The following is a 22392-nucleotide window of genomic DNA, read 5'->3' on the forward strand; positions in this document are numbered from 1 at the left end:
GTCGACAACGCGGCCCCGAAGGTCGGCGACACGGTCACGGTGACGTACACCGTCGTCAAGCCGGCCGCGAGCAACCCGGTAGACCTGGCGCTGCCCGCCGACATCGTCAGGTCCTCGACCTCTTCCTCGGGCTCACGGCCCGGGGTGGTGAGGTTGAACTTGGCGATGGCGAAGCGGAAGAGCACGTAGTAGAGCGCTCCGAAGACGAGACCGATCGGGATGATCAGCCACGGCTTCGTCGCCAGGTTCCAGTTCAGCGCGTAGTCGATGAATCCCGCCGAGAACGTGAACCCGGCGTGCACGCCGAGCGCCCAGGTGACGGCCATCGAGATGGCGGTCAGGACGGCGTGGATCGCGTAGAGCAGCGGCGCGATGAACATGAACGAGAACTCGATCGGCTCGGTCACACCGGTGACGAACGAGGTGAGCGCGAGGGAGACCATCATGCCCATCACGGCCTTGCGGCGCTCGGGGCGAGCGGCGTGGGCGATGGCGATGGCGGCGGCCGGAAGGCCGAACATCATGATCGGGAAGAAGCCCGACATGAACTGACCGGCGGTCGGGTCACCGGCGAAGAACCGGTTCAGGTCACCGTGCACGACGGCGCCCGCGGCGTCGGTGAAGTCACCCAGCTGGAACCAGGAGACGGTGTTGACGAACTGGTGCATCCCGACGGGGATCAGCGCGCGGTTGATCAGGCCGAAGAGTCCGGCACCGAAGGAGCCGAGGCCGGTCATCCACTCGCCGAAGTTGGCTATGCCGTCACCGATGGGCTCCCAGACCAGGCCGAAGAACACACCGAAGATCACGCCGACGAAGGCCATGATGATCGGGACGAGACGGCGGCCGTTGAAGAAGCCCAGCCAGTCGACCAGCTTGGTGCGGTGGAACTTCTGCCACAGGATCGCCGTGACGAGACCCATCAGGATGCCGCCGAGGACACCTGGGTTGTTGTAGGTCGCGGCGGTGTCCTCGCCCTTCTGGATCACCGCTTCGGTGACCGGGAAGGCCTTCAGGACGTTGCTGTAGACCAGGAAGCCGACGAGGCCGGCCAGCGCGGTGGAGCCGTCCGACTTCTTGGCGAAGCCGATGGCGACACCGATGCAGAAGAGCATCGGAAGGTTGTCGAAGACCGCTGCGCCCGCGGTGGCGAACACGGAGGCGACTTTGTGCCAGCCGAGGCCGTCGTCACCGAAGACGTCGGGCTGGCCGAGACGGAGCAGAATGCCCGCGGCCGGCAGCACGGCGATCGGCAGCTGGAGGCTGCGTCCCACCTTCTGCAGGCCCTGGAACAGGCCGGAGCCCCGCTTCTTCGCGGGGGCCGCCGTGGCGGTGGCCGTACTCATCAACTTCCTCCAGTAGGCAAGGCGCCGCCAGGAACAGGATTTTTGGTGGGCGGCGACTCGAGAAACGTGGCAGAACGCCACGTGGTCTGGACCACTGAGTGGTGTAGACCAGTTCTAGCACGGTGAGGGTTAGATAAGGAACCTGCAATTTCCGACTACTTCGCAGTAGCCACCGTCCACGCACGGTGACATGCCGAAGGCCCCCGGACCGAGTGGTCCGAGGGCCTTGGCCTGACGGGGCTGCGGCCCCGTTCAGCGGCTACTTCGTGAGGTTGCTCTCGATCTCTTCCTCCACCTCGTCGGGCTCGCGGCCCGGGGTCTGGAGGTTGAACCTGGTGATCGCGAACCGGAAGATCACGTAATACACGACGGCGAAGGCCAGGCCGATCGGGATGATCAGCCAGGGTTTGGTGGCCAGGCTCCAGTTGATGACGTAGTCGATCAGGCCCGCCGAGAAGCTGAAGCCGTCCTTCACCCCGAGCGCCCACGAGAGCGCCATCGACACACCCGTCAGCACCGCGTGGATCGCGTACAGCACGGGCGCGACGAACAGGAACGAGTACTCGATCGGCTCCGTGATCCCCGTCACGAACGACGTCAGACCGACCGACACCATCATGCCGCCGACCGCCTTGCGGCGATGCGGCTTCGCACAGTGGTAGATCGCCAGCGCGGCCGCCGGCAGGGCGAACATCATGATCGGGAAGAAGCCCGTGGTGAACTGACCGGCCGTCGGGTCACCCGCCAGGAACCGGTTGATGTCACCGTGCACGACCGTCCCGTCCGGCTTGGTGAAGTCACCGAACTGGAACCAGACGAACGTGTTCAGGAACTGATGCATACCGATCACCAGCAAGGCGCGGTTGGCCACACCGAAGATGCCCGACCCCAGCCAGTTCAGGTCCACCAGCCACTTCGAGAAGCTCGTCAGACCGTCACCGATCGGCTGCCACAGCCACGCGCACAGCGCCGCGAAGAGCAGCGCGACGAACGCCATGATGATCGGGACGAGCCGCCGGCCGTTGAAGAAGCCCAGCCAGTCCACCAGCTTGACCCGGTGGAACCGCTGCCAGAACCAGGCCGACATCAGCCCCATCACGATCCCGCCGAACACCCCCGGGTTCTGGTACGCGGCCGCCGTCACCTGCGCGCCGTCCGTGACACACGTACCGAACCAGGTGCCGCCCGACACGAACGTCGAACCGCCCTCGCAGTCCACCGGGAAGGCGTGCAGCACCGCGTAGTAGACGAGGAAGCCCGTCACCGCCGCCAGAGCGGTCGAACCGTCCGACTTCTTCGCCATGCCGATCGCGACACCGACACAGAACAACAGGGGAAGACCGAGCCCCGAGTCGAGCAGCGCACCACCGGCGGCAGCGAACACCTTGGCGATGTTGTTCCAGCCGAGACCCTCGTCACCGAAGACGTCCGGCTGACCGAGCCGGTTGAGAATGCCTGCCGCCGGCAGCACGGCGATCGGCAACTGAAGGCTGCGCCCCATCTTCTGGAGGCCTTGGAAGAGGCCGTTCCACCATTGCTTCTGTGGGATCGCTGCGCTGCTGGAGCTCATTGGCGTCCTCCCGGAACAAAGCGCAATTGGGGGTCGTTGCAGACTGGTGTAGACCACTTGCGGTACGGTGCGGAGCCCGCCCGGAAGACAGGGCGCCGGTGATCGTCATCATTGGCGATGACTCGATTGCTCGCTCGCGAAGTTGGGCCAACCGTGCGTTACCGTGACGAAACGGACCCATGGTGGGCCGTCACATGTACGTGAAGAACCAGGGAGAAGGCCATGGCCAGCAAGGCTGAGAAGATCGTCGCCGGGCTCGGCGGAATCGACAACATCGAAGAGGTCGAAGGCTGCATCACCCGCCTCCGCACCGAGGTCATCGACCCGAGCAAGGTCGACGAAGCCGCGCTCAAGGCCGCCGGCGCACACGGCGTCGTCAAGATGGGCACCGCGATCCAGGTCGTCATCGGCACCGACGCGGACCCCATCGCCGCCGACATCGAAGACATGATGTGACCCACCGCTGAACCCGTACGGGCCCGCCGGCCCGACACCCGCAGGCCCCGCCCCCACCAGGACGGGGCCTGCGGCGCACCCGGCGACAGTCACCCCCCGCACACCGGAACGTCCCACTCACCGCACCGGAACGGCCCACTCCCCGCACCCGATAAAGTCGACGCCATGTCTCGTATCGACGGCCGCACCCCCGACCAGCTCCGCCCCGTCACCATCGAACGCGGATGGAGCAAGCACGCCGAAGGATCCGTACTCATCTCCTTCGGCGACACCAAAGTCTTCTGCACCGCCTCCGTCACCGAAGGCGTCCCGCGCTGGCGCAAGGGCAGCGGCGAAGGCTGGGTCACCGCCGAGTACTCCATGCTGCCCCGCTCCACCAACACCCGCGGCGACCGCGAATCCGTACGCGGCAGGATCGGCGGCCGCACGCACGAGATCAGCCGCCTCATCGGCCGCTCCCTGCGCGCCGTCATCGACTACAAGGCCCTCGGCGAGAACACCATCGTCCTGGACTGCGACGTCCTCCAGGCCGACGGCGGCACCCGCACCGCCGCCATCACCGGCGCCTACGTCGCCCTCGCCGACGCCATCGCCTGGGGCCAGGGCAAGAAGATCATCAAGCCCGGCCGCAAGCCGCTGACCGGCACCGTCTCCGCCATCAGCGTCGGCATCGTCGACGGCACCCCCCTCCTCGACCTCTGCTACGAGGAGGACGTCCGCGCCGAGACCGACATGAACGTGGTCTGCACCGGTGACGGCCGCTTCGTCGAGGTCCAGGGAACCGCCGAGGCCGAACCCTTCGACCGCAAGGAGCTCAACGCCCTCCTCGACCTCGCCACCGCGGGCTGCGTCGACCTCACCGCGTTCCAGAACGACGCCCTCACCCGCACCCTCGGCGCGTAGGGCCGGGCGCGGGGCCGGGCGAAGAAGCAACCAAGTACCCGCCCCACAGCGTCGATACGAATACGGGCGCACGGGCCGAACCGTGCGCCCGTCCGCGTATCCGCCCCCGGGGAGGGACCACACCATGGCCGCGCGACACCGACGCCACCGCACCGCACTGGCCATCACCACCGCACTGCTCACCGCTGCCGCCGCAGCCGGCTGCGGCGCCCTCGACAAGGCGATCGACTGCGTGCAGACCGCCGACGCCATCGCCACCGGCGTGGACAACCTCCAGCAGGCCGTCTCCGACGCCGCGAACGACCCCGGCCAGGCCTCCGAAGCCCTCGACGACATCGAGAAGGAACTCGGGAACCTCGGCGACAAGACCGACAACGCCGACCTCGGCAAGGCCGTCGGCGACCTCCGGGACGGCGTCGGCAACGTCCGCGACTCCATCGACAAGGGCGACGACACCCCCGACATCAGCCCGGTCACTGACGCGGCCAAGGAGATCGGCAAGGTCTGCACCCCGTGATCCCCGGCGGCACGGGCGGCGATAATCGAGCCATGACCCGCCTCATCCTCGCCACCCGCAACGCCGGGAAGATCACCGAACTCCGCGCGATCCTCGCCGACGCAGGCCTCACCCACGAACTCGTCGGCGCGGACGCGTACCCGGAGATCCCCGACGTCAAGGAGACCGGCGTCACCTTCGCCGAGAACGCCCTCCTCAAGGCCCACGCCCTGGCCAGGGCCACCGGCCACCCCGCCATCGCCGACGACTCCGGCCTCTGCGTCGACGTGCTCGGCGGCGCCCCCGGCATCTTCTCCGCCCGCTGGGCCGGCACCCACGGCGACGACCGGGCCAACCTGGACCTGCTCCTGGCCCAGCTCTCCGACATCGACGCCCCCCACCGCGCCGCCCACTTCGCCTGCGCCGCCGCCCTCGCCCTCCCCGACGGCACGGAACGTGTGGTCGAGGGCCGCCTGCTCGGCACCCTGCGCCACACCCCGTCCGGCTCGGGCGGCTTCGGCTACGACCCGATCCTCCAGCCGGAGGGCGAGACCCGGACGTGCGCGGAGCTGACCCCGGCGGAGAAGAACGCGATCAGCCATCGGGGGAAGGCGTTCCGGGCGCTGGTGCCGGTGGTGCGGGAACTGGTGGGGTGACGTTCCTCCGTGAACGCCGCAGGCCCGGCTCACTGCTGGAGTGAGCCGGGCCTGTCGCCGGGGTGCGCGAGGAGGGACTCGAACCCTCACGCCGCTAGGGCACTGGTACCTAAAACCAGCCTGTCTCACCAATTCCAGCACTCGCGCGTCTCCGGCAGTCTACAAGGGGAGGCGTCACAGGCCCGAGCAGTTATTGCGAGCCCGGCTCCTTGGGGCGTCGGTTGCGGCACCATGTCTCGGTCAGCGCGTGGCAGTTGGGGCAGAGGTAGCGAAGGTTCTCAGCCCGGTTGTCGAGCCAATCGCCATTGATGTGGTCGATCTGAAGGGTGAAGGACTGCCTCAGTCACTTCCCCCGGTTTCCGCAGGACTCGCAGCGGTACGCGACCCCGATCTCTTGTAGAGCGCGACGAAGGCTGTTCCGGTTCGTGCGTGCTGACCCCTGCGGCTTGACAACCAAGGTCGTCGGTGCGATCGCCTTGGGCTCGCTCACCTGGATCGAAGCCCAAGGGCGTCGCGTGAAGTGGCTCGTGTCGAGCTTCAACTGAAGGACCTTGCGTCGCACGCGTCGGTGGTTCGAGTCCTTTACCTCAAGGCCGAGCGCACGCATGACGTCCGCGTAACTGCTGGCTCGTGGAACGGCGTCCCGCAGGGCGGCCTCTGGAATGGTGAGGCGCGCATTACGGAAGTGTGAGGTATCGATGCCTCTCCTGCGCAGTAGGCACGCCAGTGCTGAGCGTGACTGGCTGTCGTCACCCATTCCCAGGCCGCGCGCCACTCCTCGGATGCTGTCGGCGGCGGCCGTGGCCGTCTGTAGCTCCTCTGTGGTGAACACCAGGTCCAGATGCGGGCGGTTCATGCCAGGGAAGTGGCTGACATCGATTCCCGCGGCTGCGATGCGGCGGCTGATGTGGGAGAGCGTGCCGCTGGCGGGTGGTGCACCGAGCTTGGTGACGACTTCGCGTAGCGACGAAGAGGACGCGACGGCCGCTGCAATGGCCGCGTCCGGGTACTTTTGCCACGGGCTGCGCTTCTTGAAGTGGGACGTATCCAGACCGTGTTCGGCTACCTTCCCCTGCAACACGCGTCGCCGGCCCCCACTCTTCTTGAGCCCGAGCCGACTCATCAGGTCCGTCCAGTTCTTCGCCTCGACGACGGCGCTGGCGAGCCGCTCCCGCTCGTACACGTACTGACCCGACACGTTCCCCTCCGCATCCGGCCGCCCGTTCGCGGCCTCGCACGGAGTAATGAACCGTTTATCGGAGAGTCACGTCCGATATCCGACAAGATGCGGAATGGCCCGCCCCGCTTCGGCGACAACCGAAGCGGGACGGGCCATTCCCCGTACAGGACGGGACGGGTCAGAACTTCGGGTCCGGCGTCTGCGCCGCGACCAGTTCCTCCGCCTCCGCGCTCGTCTCCACCGACGGCGGCGACCCCGCCAGCGGCTGGTTCGCGGTCTCCTTCATGCAGGCCACCGCGATCACACCGACCACGGCCGCGCCCATCGCGTAGTACGCCGGCATCAGGTTGGTGCCGGACACGCTGATCAGGGCCGTGATGACGAACGGGGTCGTGCCGCCGAAGATCGACGCCGACAGGTTGTAGCCCACCGACAGGGAGCCGTAGCGGACCTGGGTGGGGAACAGGGCCGGGAGGGCGGCGGACATGGTGCCGAGCATGCAGACCAGGGAGAGGCCCAGCATCAGCATGCCGATGGTGACGGCCGGGATGCTGCCCTGCCGGATGAGCAGGAAGGCGGGGAGGGAGAGGATCAGGAAGCCGAGCATGCCCGTCATCAGGAGCGGCTTGCGGCCGAAGCGGTCGGAGAGCTTGCCGACCTGGCTGATGATCAGCATCAGGAAGACCATGACGCCGAGCAGGATGAGCAGTCCGTGGGTCTCGCTGTAGCCGAGCTCGTCGGAGAGGTAGGTCGGCATGTACGACAGCAGCATGTAGTCGGTGATGTTGTACGCGCCGACCAGGCAGATGCAGAGGATCAGCGTCGGCCAGTAGTCGCGGAAGATCTTGGCGAGGTCGCCCTTCGCGGTCACCTCGACGCCGTCCGCCGCCTCGGTGGCGTGTGCCGTGCCGCCCTCCAGCTTCTGGAAGGCGGGGGTCTCGTCGAGGCGCAGCCGCAGGTAGAGGCCGACGAGGCCGAGCGGGCCGGCGACGAGGAAGGGGATGCGCCAGCCCCAGGTCTCCATCTGCCCGGTGTCCAGGAGTGCGTAGAGCAGGGTGACCAGTCCCGAGGCCCCGACGTAGCCCGCGAGCGTGCCGAATTCGAGGAAGCTGCCGAAGTAGCCGCGTCGCTTGTCGGGGGCGTACTCGGCGATGAAGGTGGAGGCGCCCCCGTACTCGCCGCCGGTCGAGAAGCCCTGGAGCATCCGGAAGAAGATGAGCAGGACCGGGGCCCATACGCCGATGGAGCCGTGGGAGGGGATGAGCCCGATCGCGAAGGTGCCGATCGCCATCATGATCATGGTGAGGGCGAGGATCTTCTTGCGGCCGACCTTGTCGCCCATGGGGCCGAAGAACATGCCACCGAGGGGGCGTACGAGGAAGGCGACGGCGAAGGTCGCGAAGGAGGAGAGGAGCTGGGTGGTGTCGCTCCCCGACGGGAAGAAGACGTGCCCCAGGGTGACGGCCATGTAGGAGTAGATGCCGAAGTCGAACCACTCCATGGCGTTGCCGAGCGAGGCCGCCTTGACGGCCCGCTTGACGGCCTGGTCGTCCGTGATGGTGATGTCCGTCAGGCGCAGCTTGGGGTTCTTGCGCTTGTGGATGGCCCGGAAGAGAGCGGGGTGGCGTTTGACCGCTTCGGGATCGGCCGCCTGGTGGGGGTCGGAGGCCGCCATGGCCGGGTCCTTTCCTCGGTGGGTGTTCCAGGGAAGGCTTCTGCGCGGTCATGGCAGTCGCAAACCGAATCGGCGAGAGATTGGGATGTCCATCACATTGTTTCGGCCATTCGGCCCAATCCGGGGCTGTCAGATGCCGAGGTCTCTGATGATCTTGGCGACGTGGCCGGTGGCCTTGACGTTGTAGAACGCGTGCTCGACCTTGCCGTTCTCGTCGACGACGATCGTGGAGCGGATGACGCCCGTCACCGTTTTGCCGTAGAGCTTCTTCTCGCCGAAGGCGCCGTAGGCCTCCAGGGTCTCCTTGGCCGGGTCGCCGACGAGGGTGACCTTGAGGTTCTCCTTCTCGCGGAACTTGGCGAGCTTCTCGGGCTTGTCGGGGGAGACGCCGATGACGTCGTATCCGGCGTCGGTCAGGAGGCCGAGGTTGTCGGTGAAGTCGCAGGCCTGCTTGGTGCAGCCGGGGGTGAGGGCGGCGGGGTAGAAGTAGACGATGACCTTGCGGCCCGTGTGGTCGGCGAGCGAGATGTCCTTGCCGTCGGCGTCGGGAAGGGTGAAGGCGGGGGCGGTGTCGCCGGGCTGGAGTCGCTCGCTCATGGTTCTCCTCGTGGGTACGCGGGGTGTACGGGACCGAGAGTAGTAGGGGGTGCCGCCGGGTGCGGGGGCGGCCGAGCTGACAGACTGTCGATGAAGGTTTACCGGACGAGGACCACGGAGGCGGCGCAGTGTCGGATGCCAGGAGCCCTGCGCAGATCGAGGCGGACATCATCACCAGGCGTGAGCAGCTCGCGGTGGTGCTCGATGAGATCGGGGTGCGGGTGCACCCGCAGACGATCATTGGTGATGCGAAAGCGAAGGCCGCCGAGGCCGTGGACCGGACGGCCGGACGGGCGTTCGTCGCGGTGAACCGGGCGGTGTCGGACGTGCGGGCGCAGTTCGTGACGGAGGACGGCGCGCCGCGGCTGGAGCGGGTGATCCCGGCGGCGCTGCTCGCGGTGGGCGTGGTGGGTCTGCTCACCGTGTCGGCGCGGCGGCGCAGGAAGTAGGGGACCCGGGTCGCAGGGTGCCCCCTCGGGCGTGCGGTGCCGGGTCGGCCAGGTAGGTTGCGGGGCGTGAGCGAGAACGCGGACGACAAGCTGCCCATCCGGATGCTGCACGACCGTGTGCTGGTCCGGTCCGATTCGCCCGAGGGCGAGCGGCGTTCCGGCGGGGGCATTCTGATCCCGGCGACGGCTGCGGTCGGTCGACGGCTGGCCTGGGCCGTGGTGGTCGCGGTGGGGCAGAACGTGCGGACGGTGGAGCCGGGGGACCGGGTGCTGTACGACCCCGAGGACCGTGCCGAGGTCGAGGTGCGGGGGGTGGCGTACGTGCTGATGCGGGAGCGGGATCTGCATGCGGTGGCCGCGGACCGGTTCGAGGGTTCGGTGGATTCGACGGGCCTGTACCTGTAGTCGGTCGGTGCCTGTCGTACCTCCGTGTGACCGTGGTGGTGTGGCCTGGTGGCCGTTGTCACCAGGCTTTTTGCATGTTCTTTGCTACGGTGGTGGGACCCCGACGAGACGCGCCGTACCGGGCTTCCGCAAAGACGACGCACCCCGTGTTGTTCACGTGTTCTGTGTCGTCGGAGGTGCTGTCATGGCGTGGGTTCTGCTGCTGGTCGCCGGTCTGCTGGAAGTGGCCTGGTCGATCGGGATGAAGTACACCGAGGGGTTCACCCGGTTGTGGCCGAGTGTGTTCACGGGTCTCGGGATCGTCGCGAGCATGGTGTTGCTGTCCCAGGCGGCGCGGACGCTGCCCATCGGTACGGCCTACGGCGTGTGGGTGGGCATCGGTGCGGCGGGTGCGGCGGTGCTGGGCATGGTGGTGCTGCATGAGCCGGTGACGGCGGCCCGGATCTTCTTCGTGTGTCTGCTGCTGGTGGCCGTCGTGGGGCTGAAGGCGACGTCGGGTCACTGACGCGTCAGGTGGTGCCCGGCCCCGGGTCCTGGCCGGTCTTGTCCGGGGCCGGTTTCCCGCGTCGCGATCCCCACCAGATCTGCACGCCGAGGAGTGCGCCGATTCCCAGGCCCACGCAGAGGGATTCGCCCCAGGGGCGCAGCTGGCCGGTCCGGCTGCCGAAGTGCCATACGAGTACGACGACCGGGACCGCGCCCACGGCGAAACCCATGCCCCATATCGATTTCACGCAGCTCCGACTCCTCCGGTGACCAGCTCCTGGCCGAGGCTCGCCGGCGCGCCGCCGGGATGAGCCCCGAGGCCGCCCGAGAGTACAGCATCACCGTCCGGGGGCCGCGGGGCAGCGCTCACAGGCGGCCCGGGGCGCGGGTGCCGCGGGCGCCTTCGAGGAGGCCGCCGTTGGTGCCGCCGCCGTTGTTCGCGCCGCCGTTGTCCCCTCCGCCGCTGTCGCCGCCCCCGGTGTCGGTGCCGCCGTCCGTGACCCCGCCCGTGTCCCCGCCCGTGCCGCCGTCCGTGCTGCCCCCGGTGTCGGTGCCGCCGGTGGCGGCGGGTGGGCTGTCCGGGGCGGACGGGGTGGTGGGCGGGGTGGTGGAGGGGGTGCCCGGGGCGGTGCTGGAGGGTGACCGGGTCGGCTGCCCGGTGCTGCTGCCGGGTGCGGTGCTCTCCTCGCTGGGCAGTTCGGTGTCGTCGCTGCCGCTCTCCAGGTCGAGGTCGAAGTTCTTGACGGGGGTGCCGCGCAGGGCGGCGCCGGTGTACTGGGCCCACGTCTCGGCGGGGGCGCCGCCGCCGTTGATGCGGGGCAGTCCGAGTGTGTTGTAGAGCGGTTTCTGTACACCGGTGGTGGGGTCCTGGCCCATGACGGCGATGACGGTGGCGAGGTTCGGGGTGTAGCCGGCGAACCAGGCGGCCTTGTCCTCCTCGGCGGTGCCGGTCTTGCCGGCGGCGGGGCGGCCCGCGCGCTGGGCGGCGGTTCCGGTGCCGCCGTCGACGACGCTCTGGAGGATCGAGGTGGTGGTGTCGGCCGCCTGGCGGTCGACGGCCTGCTTGGTGCTGCGTCCGGGGATTTTGACGGCCGTGCCGTCCTTGGTGACCTTGACGACGAGGGTGTGGGCGCCGTGCTTGCCGTGGCCCGCGAGGGTGGCGTAGGCGTCGGTCATGTCGAGGACGCTGGCGGTGGCGGGGCCGAGCGCGATCGAGGGGGATGCCGTGAGGTCGGGGGTGTCCTTGGGGATGCCGAGGTCCACGGCGGTCTGCCGGGCCTTGCCGGGGCCGACGTCCTCGGCCATCTGGGCGTAGACGGCGTTGATGGACTTGTCGGTGGCGGTGCGGACGGTGACGGGCCCGTAGCTGACGTCGTCCTCGTTGGACGGGGCGTATCCGGTGGGTCCGTCGGGGCCCTGGACCATGCGCTTGTTGGTGCCGTCGTAGACGGTGCTGGGGGTGATGCGACGGCCGTCCCGGGTGGTGGAGCCGTTGGCGACGGCGGAGGTGAAGACGAACGGCTTGAAGGTGGAGCCGACCTGGTAGTCGGTGCGGGTCGCGTTGTTGACGTACTGCTTGGTGTAGTCGATGCCGCCGTACATGGCGACGACGTGGCCGGTCGCGGGGTCGATGGAGGCGCCGCCGACGCGGACGTTGCGGTCGCCCTCGCGCTGTGTGCTCGTCTTGGACATGACGTTGTCGTCGACGGCTGCGACGAGGGCGTCCTGCTTCTTCTTCTGCAGCGTGGTGGTGATCCGGTAGCCGCGGGTGGCGAGGGTCTTCTCGTCGAGGATGTCGTTCTGGACGAGGTAGTCCTCGACGGCCTGGACGATGTAGCCGCGTTGGCCGGAGAGGCTGTTGGCGGGCTTGACCCGGCCGGGCACGGGGAACGTCATCGCGGCGCGCTGGCCGGCGCCGAGCCAGTTCTCCTTGACCATGCCGTCGAGTACGTAGTTCCAGCGGGCGACGGCCGCGCTCTTGCTCTCGGGGTGGGTGACGACGTCGTAGGCGCTGGGCGCGTTGAGCAGGGAGGCGAGGTAGGCGCCCTCGGCGGTGGTGATGTCGCCGACGTCCTTGCTGTAGTAGGCCTGGGCCGCGGCCTGGATGCCGTAGGCGTTGCGGCCGAAGTAGCTGGTGTTGAGGTAGCCCTCGAAGATCTGGTTCTTGGATTCCTCGCGGTTGAGCTTGATCGCGATGAAGAATTCCTTGATCTTGCGGCCGACGGTCTGTTCCTGGCCCAGGTAGTAGTTCTTGACGTACTGCTGGGTGATGGTCGAGCCGCCCTGTGTGCCCTTGCCGGTGAGGGTGTTCCAGCCGGCCCGGAACATCGCCTTGATGTCGACGGCGCGTTCGGAGTAGAAGTCGCGGTCCTCGGCGGCGAGGACCGTGTGCTGGACGGTGAGGGGGACCTGGGCGAGTCTGATGCTCTCCCGGTTGATCTCGCCGTCGCGGGCGATGACGCTGCCGTCCTCGTAGAGGTAGACGTTGGACTGGGCGGTGGCGCTGGCGTTGGCGGAGGGGATGTCGACGAGCTGGTACCCGGCGATGAAGCCGCCGACCAGGACCAGGGCGATGAGGAGGATGCCGCCGAGCACCATCCGCCAGGTGGGGACGGCGCGGCGCCAGCCCGTGCGCTTGGGGCGTTCGGGCTTCTTCCGCTTCTTCCCGGTGGTGTCCGTGGCCGGGGCGCCCTCTTCTCCGGGGGCGGCGGCGTCGGCAGGCAGGTCCCTGGGGTTCCAGCCCCGGGGGTCGGGGTCCCCACTCCGCTGCTGTGGCTCGTCGCTCATGTCGGTGCAGACTCCTCGGCCGAGGTCAGTTCCCCCATAGTGCACTTTTCTCCGGAATAAGCACCGGATCGACCCCCGAAAAGCGGTCGCGGCGGCTGCCCCGACTGGACTACGCTCGTGCGCTTTGGTGTCGACGGTCGGTACGGCGCCCACGTGTCGGGGGGCGGGTGCTGTGCGGCTCTACGCGGTGGTGGCGGCGGGCGGGTTCCGGCGCTATGCCACGTACCGGATCGCGACGGTCGCGGGGGTGTTCACCAACACCGTCTTCGGCTTCATCATGGCGTACACCTATGTGGCGCTGTGGGACGAGCGTCCGCAGCTCGGTGGTTACGACATGTCGCAGGCGCTCACGTACGTGTGGCTGGGGCAGGCGCTGCTGATGACGTGCGCGATGATGGGCGGCGGTTTCGAGGACGAGCTGATCGAGCGGATCCGCACCGGAGACGTCGCGGTCGATCTCTACCGGCCGATCGACCTTCAACTGTGGTGGATGGCAGGGGATCTGGGGCGTGCGGCGTTCCATCTGCTGGGGCGCGGCATCGTGCCGATGCTGCTGGGTTCGGTTGCCTTCGATCTGGCACTGCCCACGTCGCCGGGGATCTGGCCGGCGTTCCTGGTCTCGGTGGCGCTGGGGGCCGTGGTGAGTTTCGCGATCCGCTATCTGGTCGCGCTGTCCGCGTTCTGGCTGATGGACGGGGCGGGTGCGGCGCAGGTCGCGTTCCTGGCGGGGATGTTCTTCTCCGGGCTGCTGCTGCCGCTGAACCTGTTCCCGGGGCTGCTGGGCGAGGTGGCGCGGGCGTTGCCGTGGTCGGCGCTGCTCCAGGTGCCGGCCGATGTGTTCCTCGGCAGGCACACGGGGTGGGGTCTGGTGCGGGCGTACGGGTTCCAGGCGGGCTGGGCGCTGGCGTTGCTGCTGGCGGGGCGGCTGTTGCAGTCGGCGGCGACGCGGAGGGTGGTGGTCCAGGGTGGCTGAGCCGGTGGCGGTGGAGGTGGCGGGCGGGCCCGCGGTGGTGTTCGCGCCGCGCTCGCGGGTGGTCGAGGGATTCCGGGCGTACGGGCTGATCGCGGCGATGTGGCTGCGCTCCACGATGGCGTACCGGGCGTCGTTCGTGATGACGGCGGTCGGCAATTTCGCGGCGACGGCGTTCGACTTCGTCGCGATCATGCTGATGTTCTCGCACGTGGACGTGCTGGGTGGTTACACGCTGCCGGAGATCGCCCTGTTGTACGGGGCGGCGGGTACGGCGTTCGGCCTGGCGGATCTGGTGATGGGGTCGATGGACCGGCTGGGCCGGCGGGTGCGGGACGGGACGCTGGACACACTGCTGGTGCGGCCGGTTCCGGTGATCGCGCAGGTGGCGGCGGACCGGTTCGCGCTGCGCAGGCTCGGGCGGATCACGCAGGGGCTGCTGGTGCTCGGCTACGCGCTGGTGACCCTGGACATCGAGTGGACCCTTCTGAAGGTGGCGATGGTGCCGCTGATGCTGCTGAGCGGGGCGGCGATCTTCGGGGCGGTGTTCGTGGTCGGGGCGGCGTTCCAGTTCTTCGCGCAGGACGCCTCGGAGGTGCAGAACGCCTTCACGTACGGGGGCAACACACTGCTCCAGTACCCGCCGACGGTCTTCGCGAAGGATCTGGTGCGCGGGGTGACGTTCGTCGTGCCGCTGGCGTTCGTGAACTGGCTGCCGGCGCTGTACGTGCTGGGCCGGGAGTATCCGCTGGGCCTGCCGCAGTGGGTGGCGTTCCTGCCGCCGGTGGTGGCGGCCGGCTGCTGGGCGGTCGCCGGCCTGGCCTGGCGCGCGGGTCTGCGGTCGTACCGGAGTACGGGAAGTTGACGGACATCGAGCGGGACGGGGTACGGGACATGGGTGCGGAGACCGGCGAGGACAGCGGCTTCATCGAACTGAACGGGCTGGAGAAGGTCTTCGACGTCCGCCGCCGGACGGGCTTCATGCGCAGCGAACGCCGTGAGGTGCGGGCCGTCGACGGCATCAGCTTCCGGGTGGCGCGCGGTGAGGTGGTCGGCTACATCGGCCCGAACGGGGCGGGGAAGTCGACGACGATCAAGATGCTGACGGGCATCCTCACCCCGAGCGGCGGTTCGCTGCGGGTGGCGGGTATCGATCCCTCCCGGGAGCGTACGAGGCTGGCGCACCGGATCGGTGTGGTCTTCGGTCAGCGCACCACGCTCTGGTGGGACCTGCCGCTGCGCGACTCGTACCGTCTGGTCCACCGGATGTACCGCGTCCCCGACGCCCGCTTCCGGGCCAACATGGACCGCTGCATCGAACTCCTCGACCTGAAGGAGCTGTTGGACGTACCCGTGCGGCAGCTCTCGCTGGGGCAGCGGATGCGCGGCGACATCGCGGCTGCGCTGCTGCACGATCCGGAGGTGCTGTACCTCGACGAGCCGACGATCGGCCTGGATGTGGTGTCGAAGGCCAAGGTGCGTGGATTTCTGCGGGACTTGAACGCGGAGCGCGGTACGACGGTGCTGCTCACGACCCATGATCTGACGGACATCGAGCAGTTGTGCAAGCGGGTGATGGTGATCGACCACGGCCGTCTGATGTACGACGGGGCGCTGTCCGGCCTGCACGCGGTGGGGGAGAGCGAGCGGACGCTCGTGGTCGATCTGGAGCGTGAACTCCCGCCGATCCGGCTGGAGTCGGAGCCCTCGGTGCGTACGGTGAAGGTGGAGGGGCCGCGGCAGTGGCTGGCGTTCCCGGCGTCCGCGTCGGCGGCGCCGCTGGTGGCGCGGATCGCCGCGGAGTACCCGATGGTGGATCTTTCGGTGCGGGAGCCGGACATCGAGGCCGTGATCGCGAAGATGTACGCGTCGGCCACGGGCACATGGGTCGGTGACGGAAGCCTACGCGTTCAATAGGCTGCGCGGTATGACTAGTGAACTTCCCGAAATGCGCGCCTCCGACGCCGAGCGTGAACGCATCGCCGAGATTCTGCGCGAGGCGGTGGCGGAGGGCCGGCTGGAGATGGAGGAGTTCGACCAGCGCCTCGACGCCACCTACAAGGCCCGTACACGCGGGGAGCTGGAACCGATCGTCCGCGACCTTCCGGCCGTCGGTGCCGCGGTGGCGCCGGTGGCCGCGGGGCAGCCCCGGACCGGTTCGATGGCCCGCTGGTCGGACCGGGTGGGCAAGCCCGCGACATCGGGCGGCGCCTTCGCGTTCTGGGGCGGGTTCCACCGCCGGGGCAACTGGACGGTGGGCCGGACGTTCACCGCGTTCGCCATGTGGGGCGGCGGTGAGATCGATCTGCGCGAGGCGAACTTCGAGGACCGCGAGGTGGTCATCCGCTGCTTCACGATCATGGGCGGCATGCAGGTGACGGTCCCGCCGGACCTGAATGTCGAGGTCCAGGGCATCGGCATCATGGGCGGATTCGGGGAGAATACGAAGGACGAGGGCATCCCGGCACCGGATTCCCCCCGGGTCCGGGTCACCGGTTTCGCGCTGATGGGCGGCGTCGGTGTGGAGCGCAAGCGGAGCAAGGCCGAGAAGCAGCGGCTGCGGGAGGCGGAGCGCTCGCGCGGCCGGCTGGAGAAGGGTGACCGGCTGGACAAGGGCGACCGGGACAAGTGACGGAGCGCGTCCACCACTGACGGCGCGTCCGCCCCGCCCGACGGCCCTCAGAGCGCGTCGGACGACGGCCGGACGCGTACCAGGCCGGCCAGGTCCACCAGGGAGCCCAGACGCTGGTAGCCCGCGTCGTTCAGGTGGAGGTGGTCACCGGAGTCGTAGGCGGGATGCAGCCGGTCCGGGTGGGCCGGGTCGCGCATGTCGAGGTCGAAGTCGAGGACCTGGTCGAAGACCCCGCCGGCCCGGATCGTCTCATTGACCCGGTCGCGCACGGCGTTCTGGGCGGCGGTCCAGCTGCGGTAGCCGTCGTACGGCATCAGGGTCGCGCCGATGACCCGCAGCCCGCGTGCGTGGGCCCGCTCGGTGAGGGTGCGCAGGGCGTCCGTGATCCGCTGCGGGTCCTTCTCCTGGGGGTAGCCCTGCACGTCGTTGATGCCGAGGGCGATGATGACGGTCTTCGCGCCGGTGACGCCCAGCACGTCGCGCTCGAAGCGGTCGAGCGCGCGCGGCCCGACGCCGTGGCGCAGGACGCGGTTGCCGCCGATGCCCTGGTTCACCACCGCGTACCGGCCGTTCAGCCGGTCGGACAGGACGTCGGGCCAGCGGCTGTTCGCGTCGGTGGTGGAGCCGGTGCCGGCGGTCAGCGAGTCGCCGAATGCGACGACGGTCCCGGTGGCGGTCGGGCTGTGTACGTCCACCCCGGTGAGATAGCGCCAGGCGGTGCTGCGCCAGGTGCCCCGTCCGGTCTCCACGTAGGAGCTCTGGTGGCTGTTGGGGTGCACGGTGACCGGGCCGCGGGCGGTGGGGGTGCGCAGGGTGACGACGAGGTCGGCGTCGGCGGCGACCGGGACGACGACGGGGTCGCTGACGATGCTCCGGCCGGCGCCGACGGTGGTGGCCGGAGCGCCGCGGAACGTCACCGGACGGGTGTTCACGGTGACGTTGTCGATCAGCAGCGGCTGCGTACCGAAGAGGTTGGAGAGGGTGATGCGGGCCGCGTCGCCGCCGATGCTGGTGTGTACGACGTTACGGATGGTGCGGTGGACCAGGTCCTGGCCGTGGTTCGGGTCGGCCGCTCCGAGGACGGGGGCTGCCGCCCAGGTGGCGAGCCAGAGCCCGGCGGAGTGGGCCGGTGCCGCGGGCGTCCGGGCCGTGCCCTGCGGCCCGGTGGTGGCGGAGGCCTTCGCCCGGGGCCCGGAGAACAGCAGGGAGCCGGTGAACGCCACGACGGCGGCGAGCGCGGCGGTGCCGGCCACGAGGGCTATGAGCAGGGCGTACCCCTGGCGCCTGGGCATGGGCGGTGTGTCTCCTCTGTTCGTGGGCCGGTTCCATGATGCGGCAGCGCGCGGGGAACTCAACGTGCGGCCCGGGAGTAGGTCAGGCAAGGACAATGCGTACGGGGCGTCGTGGGTGACGCGTACGCGGACGGGTGGAGCGGATGGAACGGACCGAAGGCAGCGGACCCGGCGAGCGGGGTGCCGGTGCGCAGGCGGACGAGGGCGCGGGCGCGGGGGGCAGGGGTGCGGGCACCCGCCGCTCCGCCTCCCTCGCCTCGTTCTCGTACACCGCCGCGGACGAGGAGAAGCGTCGCGGCGTACGCCGTATGAAGACCATGGCCACCGGCCTCCTTCTGCTGGTCGCGCTCGTGTACGTCCTCGCCACCTGGGCGAAGAACGAGGGGGTGGGCGGCTGGCCGGGCTTCGTCGCCGCGGCCGCCGAGGCGGGCATGGTGGGTGCGCTGGCCGACTGGTTCGCCGTCACGGCACTCTTCAAGCGTCCGCTCGGCCTGCCGATTCCGCACACCGCCATCATTCCCACCAAGAAGGACCAGCTCGGAGCCTCCCTCGGTTCCTTCGTGGGCGAGAACTTTCTGTCGGGCGGTGTCGTACGGGACCGCATCCACTCCCTCGGCATCGGCCGCAGGCTCGGTGCGTGGCTCGCCGAACCGGAGCACGCAGACCGGGTCACCGCCGAGCTGTCGACCGCGCTGCGCGGTGCGCTGACGGTGCTGCGCGACTCGGACGTGCAGGCCGTGGTGGGTGAGGCGATCACCCGGCGGGCGAACGCGGCGGAGATCGGGCCGGGCCTCGGCAAGATGCTGGAGAAGGTCGTCGCCGACGGCGGTCACCGCAAGGTGGTGGACCTGGTCTGTGTCCGGGCCCACGACTGGCTGGTGCTGCACGGCGACTCGGTGATGGACGCGGTGCAGGGCGGTGCGCCGGGCTGGACCCCGCGGTTCGTCGACAAGCGGGTGGGAGAGCGGGTCTACAAGGAGCTGCTGCGCTTCATCACGGAGATGCGCGACATGCCGGAGCACCCGGCGCGCGGCTCGATCGACACGTTCCTGACGGACTTCGCGGCCGACCTCCAGACGGACTCGGAGACCAGGGCCCGGGTGGAACGGCTGAAGTCGGAGGTCCTGGGGCGCCGCGAGGTCCAGGACGTCATCGCGTCCGCCTGGTCCTCGGTCCGCACGATGGTCATCGCGGCGGCCGAGGACGAACAGAGCGAGCTGCGCCTGCGCGCCCGTGCCTCCCTGATGTCCCTGGGCGCCCGCCTGGCGACGGACGGCCGTCTCCAGGGGAAACTGGAGGGCTGGCTGGAGGACGCGGCGGTGTACGTCGTGACGACGTACCGGGCGGAGATCACCTCGCTGATCAGCGACACGGTGGCCGGCTGGGACGCGGACCAGACATCGAAGAAGATCGAGGCGCACATCGGCCGCGACCTGCAGTTCATCCGCATCAACGGCACGGTGGTGGGTGCGCTGGCCGGGCTGGCGATCTACACGGTGTCACGGGCGCTGGGAGCGTAACGACCTGGTGCACGACAGTGAGCGGGCTCCCCGACGTCAGCGGGTCCGGTGAAGTCAGCGGTCCCGGCCCAGGGACCGGATGAGCAGATCGGGGTCGACGCCGCTCCTGCGCATCAGCTCGCGCGCCGACGACTCCTCGTCCTGGAGCAGGGCGAGGAGGATGGCGGCCTCGCCGACGAGGCCGGCGGATGCGTGCCCGGCCGCGCTGTGCCGGCGGGCCCGGTCCAGCACGTCATGGACCCGCGGGGACAGGTCGCGGCGCCGGGGAGTGAGCATCCCGGAGAGCTTCCGGAAGGCCAGCTCCCCGGCCGCCCCCTGTTCGTGCAGGGCGCGTTGCAGCACCTCGCTGCCCATCGCGCCGAACGCGAGCAGGAGCGTGTAGGTGCCGATCACCTCGCCGCGGGTGTCGGCCAGCAGGTTCGCGAGCCGCACGATGCCGACGGCGCCGCGGCTCAAGTCGTCCATCTGCAGCCGCTCGTCGCCGTTGTCCGTGTCGCTGTCCGGCAGCAGCCGGGCCAGCGGCACCCCGCACAGTTCCAGCAACCGGGAGGCGACGCCGCCGCCCACGGCGACGAAGGCCTCGGTGATGTCGGCCGTGGTGACGGTGCTCCGGCCGTCCGCGGCGGCGCGGGTGGCCGCGTCCGCGAACACCCGGTTGACCGTGTCGGACCGGATGCTGCCGTCGTGGTCCGGGATGGAGTTGCCGTCCGGGCCGGAGCCGCCGTCCGGGCCGGAGTCGCGGCTGAGAACCTGATCGATCACCCGGTCGAGGGCTTCCATGGTCCTGGGCCCGATGCTCTCCTCGATCCGCTGCCTGATGTCCGCCTCGCCGAGCAGCCCTCGCAGCAGATCGACCGAGGCGACTCCGCGCCGGTCGGCGCAGGCCGCGTGCACCCGCCGCATCAGCTCCTGGGCGTCGGGGGCCAGCGCGGTCGTCGGGTCGTCCTCGGGCGGTTCGGGCGGCCGGGGGCTCCCCGGAGTCACGTTCCCGGCGATGCCCGCGGCCGGGTCGCCGTACAGGACGAAGGACGCCCAGGCCGCGTCCGGCCGGTCACGGAGCGCGGTGCGGGCCGTCCGGACCGCGGTACCGGCCGGCACGCCCGCGAGCAGTCGCCCGTAGAACTCGGCGGCGAACTGCCAGGCGCCCTCGTCGGCCACGTCGGTGCGGGTGCCGACGACGGTCTTCGCGCCGAGGACCATGAAGGACACGCACATGCCGGCCACTGTGCCCTCCCCGGCGGAGGCGCAGCCGTTGATGAAGGCCACGGGCGGCGCGCCACGCGACGAGAGGGTCTGCAGGGCGACCTCGCCCAGCAGTTGGCGGTCGTGCATCATCAGCCCGGTCGTGCCGGAGCCGGTCGCCACATGACCGCAGAAGTGGAAGAGGTCGTAGGGCGTTTCCTCCGAGGCCAGTTCCGCGAGGACATCGAGCTGGGTGGCCTCCTGCCCCAGCAGGACCGTGCACTCGATGCCGCGGTCACCGAGCCACGCCGCGACCCTGGCGACCTCCTCGCGGGCGGAGGGCAGGTCGCCGAGGGTGTCGCCCACGATCAGCGCGCGGGCGACCCGGCCGATGCCGCGCCCGCCGACGACGGGGCGCCTGGCCAGCAGCCGGCGCCCGAGGTCGTGCTGAAGACCGAGGAAGTCCGCACCGTCGTGCAGCAGTTCCCACGGGACCTCCTGCTCGTTCGTACGGATCAGCAGGGGGCCGGACGACGCGTGCAGCCGGGACACCAGCTCGGCCACACCGCCCTGTACCCGGGGGAACAGCTGCTTGTGGAGCAGCCTGCCCCAGTTGGCCAGCTCCTTGGCCGGGCCGGGCCCGGGGCCCGGTTCCCCGGCGGCTGCCCTCGTCAGGGCCTGGTCGATCCGGGCGCGGCAGTCCCTCACCAGTCCGGGGTCGACCTCGGCCACGTACTCCATTTCGAGCGGAGCGCTGTCGCCGACGGGACCGCCGGCCCGCAGCTCGTATTCGTAGCGCACGGTCATGCCCTGCGTGGTGACCCGGACGTTCAGAGTGTCCGGTTCGCTCATGACGGGCTGTGCCGACGGATGAACGCCTCGACGAGCCGCTCCTCGGACGCGGTGGAGGGCTGAATGATCTCCACCTGGTCGTCGCCGATGACGACCGTGATCGACGTGACGCGGCCGGTGCCGTCCGCCGGGCCCGTCCCGGTCCCCCCGTTGCCCGGAGGGGCGTTACGTCCCTCGATCAGCCAGCCGCGCACCGTGTCGATGATCGGGACCAGGGTTCCGGCCCAGGTCACCACGAGGGTGGCCACCTCGGCGACGCCGCCCGAGCGCCGTCCGGGCGCGGGCCGTGAGGCGTAGGCGGGCACGACCCGCTCGGCCCCGTTCTCGGACAGCTTGCGGCCCAGAGCGGCGGTGGTCTCCGCTCGTGCGTCCCCGTTGAGGACCAGTTCGCAAGCGAACCTTCCGTCGGGCTTCGGCTCCACCACGTAGGACCTCCCCGTCTTCTGCCCACAACCCTATGACGCACCGCCGCCGTACGGGAGTTGTTCGGGTACATGCCCGGTGGTGCGGGGCGGGGAGGGCTCCGCGCTCAGGCCGCGCGGCGGGTGACCGCCCAGGACGCGGCGGCCACCGTGCCCGCCACGGTGAAGACCGCCGGCCAGGCGCCGATCCTCTTGGCGAGCGGGTGCGATCCCGCGAAGGCGGCGACATAGGCGGTGGTCAGCCCGGCGGCGGCGCGCGGCCCGGCCTGCCGGTTCCACTCGTACGCCGCGGCGGTGCCCGCGGCGGCGAGGGCGACCCCGCCCAGCGGGCGCTTCCTGGTCCACCGCGCGACGGCGTAGCCGCCGACCAGTCCGCCCGCCGCCACCGCCGCTGCCGGAATCCTCGCCATCGCAGCCACCTCCACCTGTGCTCGTCCGTCGTGCGGACCCGCTCTCCCGGATCTGCTTCTCGGAACCGAGGCTAACGCGACGTTCGGGTGACCCGTCGCCGAGGGG

Annotated in this window: 23 protein-coding genes, 1 tRNA gene, 1 pseudogene and 1 riboswitch; of the genes and pseudogenes, 12 read left to right on the forward strand and 13 right to left on the reverse strand. The window is 69.8% G+C overall.

The genetic code is table 11. The features are described 5' to 3' along the window. Nucleotides 1-98 precede the first annotated feature (98 nt). Both AB0I52_RS28225 and AB0I52_RS28230 read right to left on the reverse strand, forming a co-directional pair. Nucleotides 99-1346 (reverse strand): annotated as a pseudogene (locus tag AB0I52_RS28225) (PTS transporter subunit EIIC); the annotation flags it as partial. Nucleotides 1347-1605: 259 nt separating this feature from the next. After that, a complete protein-coding gene (locus tag AB0I52_RS28230; RefSeq protein ID WP_363077276.1) occupies nucleotides 1606-2916 on the reverse strand; it encodes a PTS transporter subunit EIIC in 1311 nt (436 codons plus the stop codon). A gap of 222 nt (nucleotides 2917-3138) precedes the next feature. Here AB0I52_RS28230 and AB0I52_RS28235 point away from each other — a divergent pair, with 222 nt between their 5' ends. From AB0I52_RS28235 to rdgB, 4 genes are all read left to right on the forward strand, one after another. After that, the gene (locus tag AB0I52_RS28235; RefSeq protein ID WP_019886687.1) at nucleotides 3139-3372 is read left to right on the forward strand and encodes a PTS glucose/sucrose transporter subunit IIB; all 234 of its coding nucleotides are present in this window, start codon (nucleotides 3139-3141) and stop codon (nucleotides 3370-3372) included. 165 nt (nucleotides 3373-3537) lie between these two features. Beyond that, nucleotides 3538-4275, forward strand: coding sequence for a ribonuclease PH (gene rph, locus AB0I52_RS28240; RefSeq protein WP_363077278.1), 738 nt, complete (start codon nucleotides 3538-3540; stop codon nucleotides 4273-4275). Nucleotides 4276-4399: 124 nt separating this feature from the next. After that, nucleotides 4400-4792 (forward strand): hypothetical protein, encoded by a 393-nt coding sequence (locus AB0I52_RS28245; RefSeq protein ID WP_363077280.1) that lies wholly within the window; start codon nucleotides 4400-4402, stop codon nucleotides 4790-4792. A 32-nt stretch (nucleotides 4793-4824) separates the two neighbouring features. After that, nucleotides 4825-5427: an RdgB/HAM1 family non-canonical purine NTP pyrophosphatase gene (gene rdgB, locus AB0I52_RS28250; protein ID WP_363077282.1), complete on the forward strand. Its 603-nt coding sequence runs from the start codon at nucleotides 4825-4827 to the stop codon at nucleotides 5425-5427. 63 nt (nucleotides 5428-5490) lie between these two features. Here the strand turns inward: rdgB and AB0I52_RS28255 are convergent. The 5 genes from AB0I52_RS28255 to bcp form a co-directional block, all read right to left on the reverse strand. Continuing rightward, nucleotides 5491-5574: transfer RNA gene (locus AB0I52_RS28255), tRNA-Leu, on the reverse strand. Between the two features lie 43 nt (nucleotides 5575-5617). After that, nucleotides 5618-5770 (reverse strand): HNH endonuclease, encoded by a 153-nt coding sequence (locus AB0I52_RS28260; RefSeq protein ID WP_363077374.1) that lies wholly within the window; start codon nucleotides 5768-5770, stop codon nucleotides 5618-5620. Beyond that, entirely contained in the window at nucleotides 5771-6625 is an 855-nt protein-coding gene (locus tag AB0I52_RS28265) for an HNH endonuclease (RefSeq protein WP_363077284.1), read from the reverse strand. Between the two features lie 160 nt (nucleotides 6626-6785). Next, nucleotides 6786-8282, reverse strand: a complete 1497-nt coding sequence (gene proP / locus AB0I52_RS28270; RefSeq protein WP_363077286.1) for a glycine betaine/L-proline transporter ProP — start codon at nucleotides 8280-8282, stop codon at nucleotides 6786-6788. A gap of 129 nt (nucleotides 8283-8411) precedes the next feature. After that, a complete protein-coding gene (gene bcp / locus AB0I52_RS28275) occupies nucleotides 8412-8879 on the reverse strand; it encodes a thioredoxin-dependent thiol peroxidase (RefSeq protein WP_363077288.1) in 468 nt (155 codons plus the stop codon). 128 nt (nucleotides 8880-9007) lie between these two features. On the opposite strand from bcp, the gene AB0I52_RS28280 reads away from it, so the two are divergent. The 3 genes from AB0I52_RS28280 to AB0I52_RS28290 all read left to right on the forward strand — a co-directional run bounded on the left by AB0I52_RS28280 (nucleotide 9008) and on the right by AB0I52_RS28290 (nucleotide 10238). Then, complete coding sequence (locus tag AB0I52_RS28280; RefSeq protein WP_363077290.1) at nucleotides 9008-9328, forward strand: DUF3618 domain-containing protein; 321 nt, start codon at nucleotides 9008-9010, stop codon at nucleotides 9326-9328. A 66-nt stretch (nucleotides 9329-9394) separates the two neighbouring features. Next, on the forward strand, nucleotides 9395-9733 hold the full coding sequence (locus AB0I52_RS28285) for a co-chaperone GroES (protein WP_024491022.1): 339 nt from the start codon (nucleotides 9395-9397) through the stop codon (nucleotides 9731-9733). A 78-nt stretch (nucleotides 9734-9811) separates the two neighbouring features. Next, nucleotides 9812-9877, forward strand: a riboswitch (guanidine-III (ykkC-III) riboswitch). Nucleotides 9878-9917: 40 nt separating this feature from the next. Further along, entirely contained in the window at nucleotides 9918-10238 is a 321-nt protein-coding gene (locus tag AB0I52_RS28290; RefSeq protein WP_362965010.1) for a multidrug efflux SMR transporter, read from the forward strand. Between the two features lie 4 nt (nucleotides 10239-10242). Here the strand turns inward: AB0I52_RS28290 and AB0I52_RS28295 are convergent, their stop codons facing one another. Both AB0I52_RS28295 and AB0I52_RS28300 read right to left on the reverse strand, forming a co-directional pair. Next, nucleotides 10243-10467: a hypothetical protein gene (locus AB0I52_RS28295; RefSeq protein ID WP_362965008.1), complete on the reverse strand. Its 225-nt coding sequence runs from the start codon at nucleotides 10465-10467 to the stop codon at nucleotides 10243-10245. A gap of 118 nt (nucleotides 10468-10585) precedes the next feature. Next, on the reverse strand, nucleotides 10586-13006 hold the full coding sequence (locus AB0I52_RS28300) for a transglycosylase domain-containing protein (RefSeq protein WP_363077293.1): 2421 nt from the start codon (nucleotides 13004-13006) through the stop codon (nucleotides 10586-10588). A 172-nt stretch (nucleotides 13007-13178) separates the two neighbouring features. Here AB0I52_RS28300 and AB0I52_RS28305 point away from each other — a divergent pair, with 172 nt between their 5' ends. From AB0I52_RS28305 to AB0I52_RS28320, 4 genes are read left to right on the forward strand one after another with little or no spacing between them, the layout of a single operon-like run. Next, entirely contained in the window at nucleotides 13179-13979 is an 801-nt protein-coding gene (locus tag AB0I52_RS28305) for an ABC-2 family transporter protein (protein WP_363077295.1), read from the forward strand. Nucleotides 13980-13995: 16 nt separating this feature from the next. Next, complete coding sequence (locus tag AB0I52_RS28310) at nucleotides 13996-14841, forward strand: ABC transporter permease (protein ID WP_363077376.1); 846 nt, start codon at nucleotides 13996-13998, stop codon at nucleotides 14839-14841. A 29-nt stretch (nucleotides 14842-14870) separates the two neighbouring features. Next, nucleotides 14871-15893 carry an ATP-binding cassette domain-containing protein gene (locus AB0I52_RS28315; protein ID WP_363077378.1) on the forward strand — a complete coding sequence of 341 codons (1023 nt, stop codon included), beginning with the start codon at nucleotides 14871-14873 and terminating at the stop codon, nucleotides 15891-15893. A 31-nt stretch (nucleotides 15894-15924) separates the two neighbouring features. Further along, nucleotides 15925-16608 (forward strand): DUF1707 domain-containing protein, encoded by a 684-nt coding sequence (locus AB0I52_RS28320; RefSeq protein WP_363077380.1) that lies wholly within the window; start codon nucleotides 15925-15927, stop codon nucleotides 16606-16608. A 47-nt stretch (nucleotides 16609-16655) separates the two neighbouring features. On the opposite strand, the gene AB0I52_RS28325 is transcribed toward AB0I52_RS28320, so the two are convergent. Next, complete coding sequence (locus tag AB0I52_RS28325; protein ID WP_363077297.1) at nucleotides 16656-17900, reverse strand: SGNH/GDSL hydrolase family protein; 1245 nt, start codon at nucleotides 17898-17900, stop codon at nucleotides 16656-16658. Between the two features lie 143 nt (nucleotides 17901-18043). Between AB0I52_RS28325 and AB0I52_RS28330 the strand changes: the two genes are divergently transcribed. Continuing rightward, complete coding sequence (locus AB0I52_RS28330) at nucleotides 18044-19420, forward strand: DUF445 domain-containing protein (RefSeq protein WP_363077299.1); 1377 nt, start codon at nucleotides 18044-18046, stop codon at nucleotides 19418-19420. A 54-nt stretch (nucleotides 19421-19474) separates the two neighbouring features. On the opposite strand, the gene AB0I52_RS28335 is transcribed toward AB0I52_RS28330, so the two are convergent. The 3 genes from AB0I52_RS28335 to AB0I52_RS28345 form a co-directional block, all read right to left on the reverse strand. Continuing rightward, complete coding sequence (locus AB0I52_RS28335; RefSeq protein ID WP_363077301.1) at nucleotides 19475-21454, reverse strand: CHAT domain-containing protein; 1980 nt, start codon at nucleotides 21452-21454, stop codon at nucleotides 19475-19477. Beyond that, a complete protein-coding gene (locus AB0I52_RS28340; protein ID WP_363077303.1) occupies nucleotides 21451-21879 on the reverse strand; it encodes a hypothetical protein in 429 nt (142 codons plus the stop codon). Before AB0I52_RS28340 ends, AB0I52_RS28335 begins: the two co-directional genes overlap by 4 nt. Before the next feature lie 104 nt (nucleotides 21880-21983). Next, nucleotides 21984-22286, reverse strand: coding sequence for a hypothetical protein (locus AB0I52_RS28345; RefSeq protein ID WP_362964994.1), 303 nt, complete (start codon nucleotides 22284-22286; stop codon nucleotides 21984-21986). Nucleotides 22287-22392: the final 106 nt, after the last annotated feature.

The sequence above is a fragment of the Streptomyces sp. NPDC050423 genome (assembly GCF_040655445.1).
Taxonomy (GTDB): Bacteria; Actinomycetota; Actinomycetes; order Streptomycetales; family Streptomycetaceae; genus Streptomyces.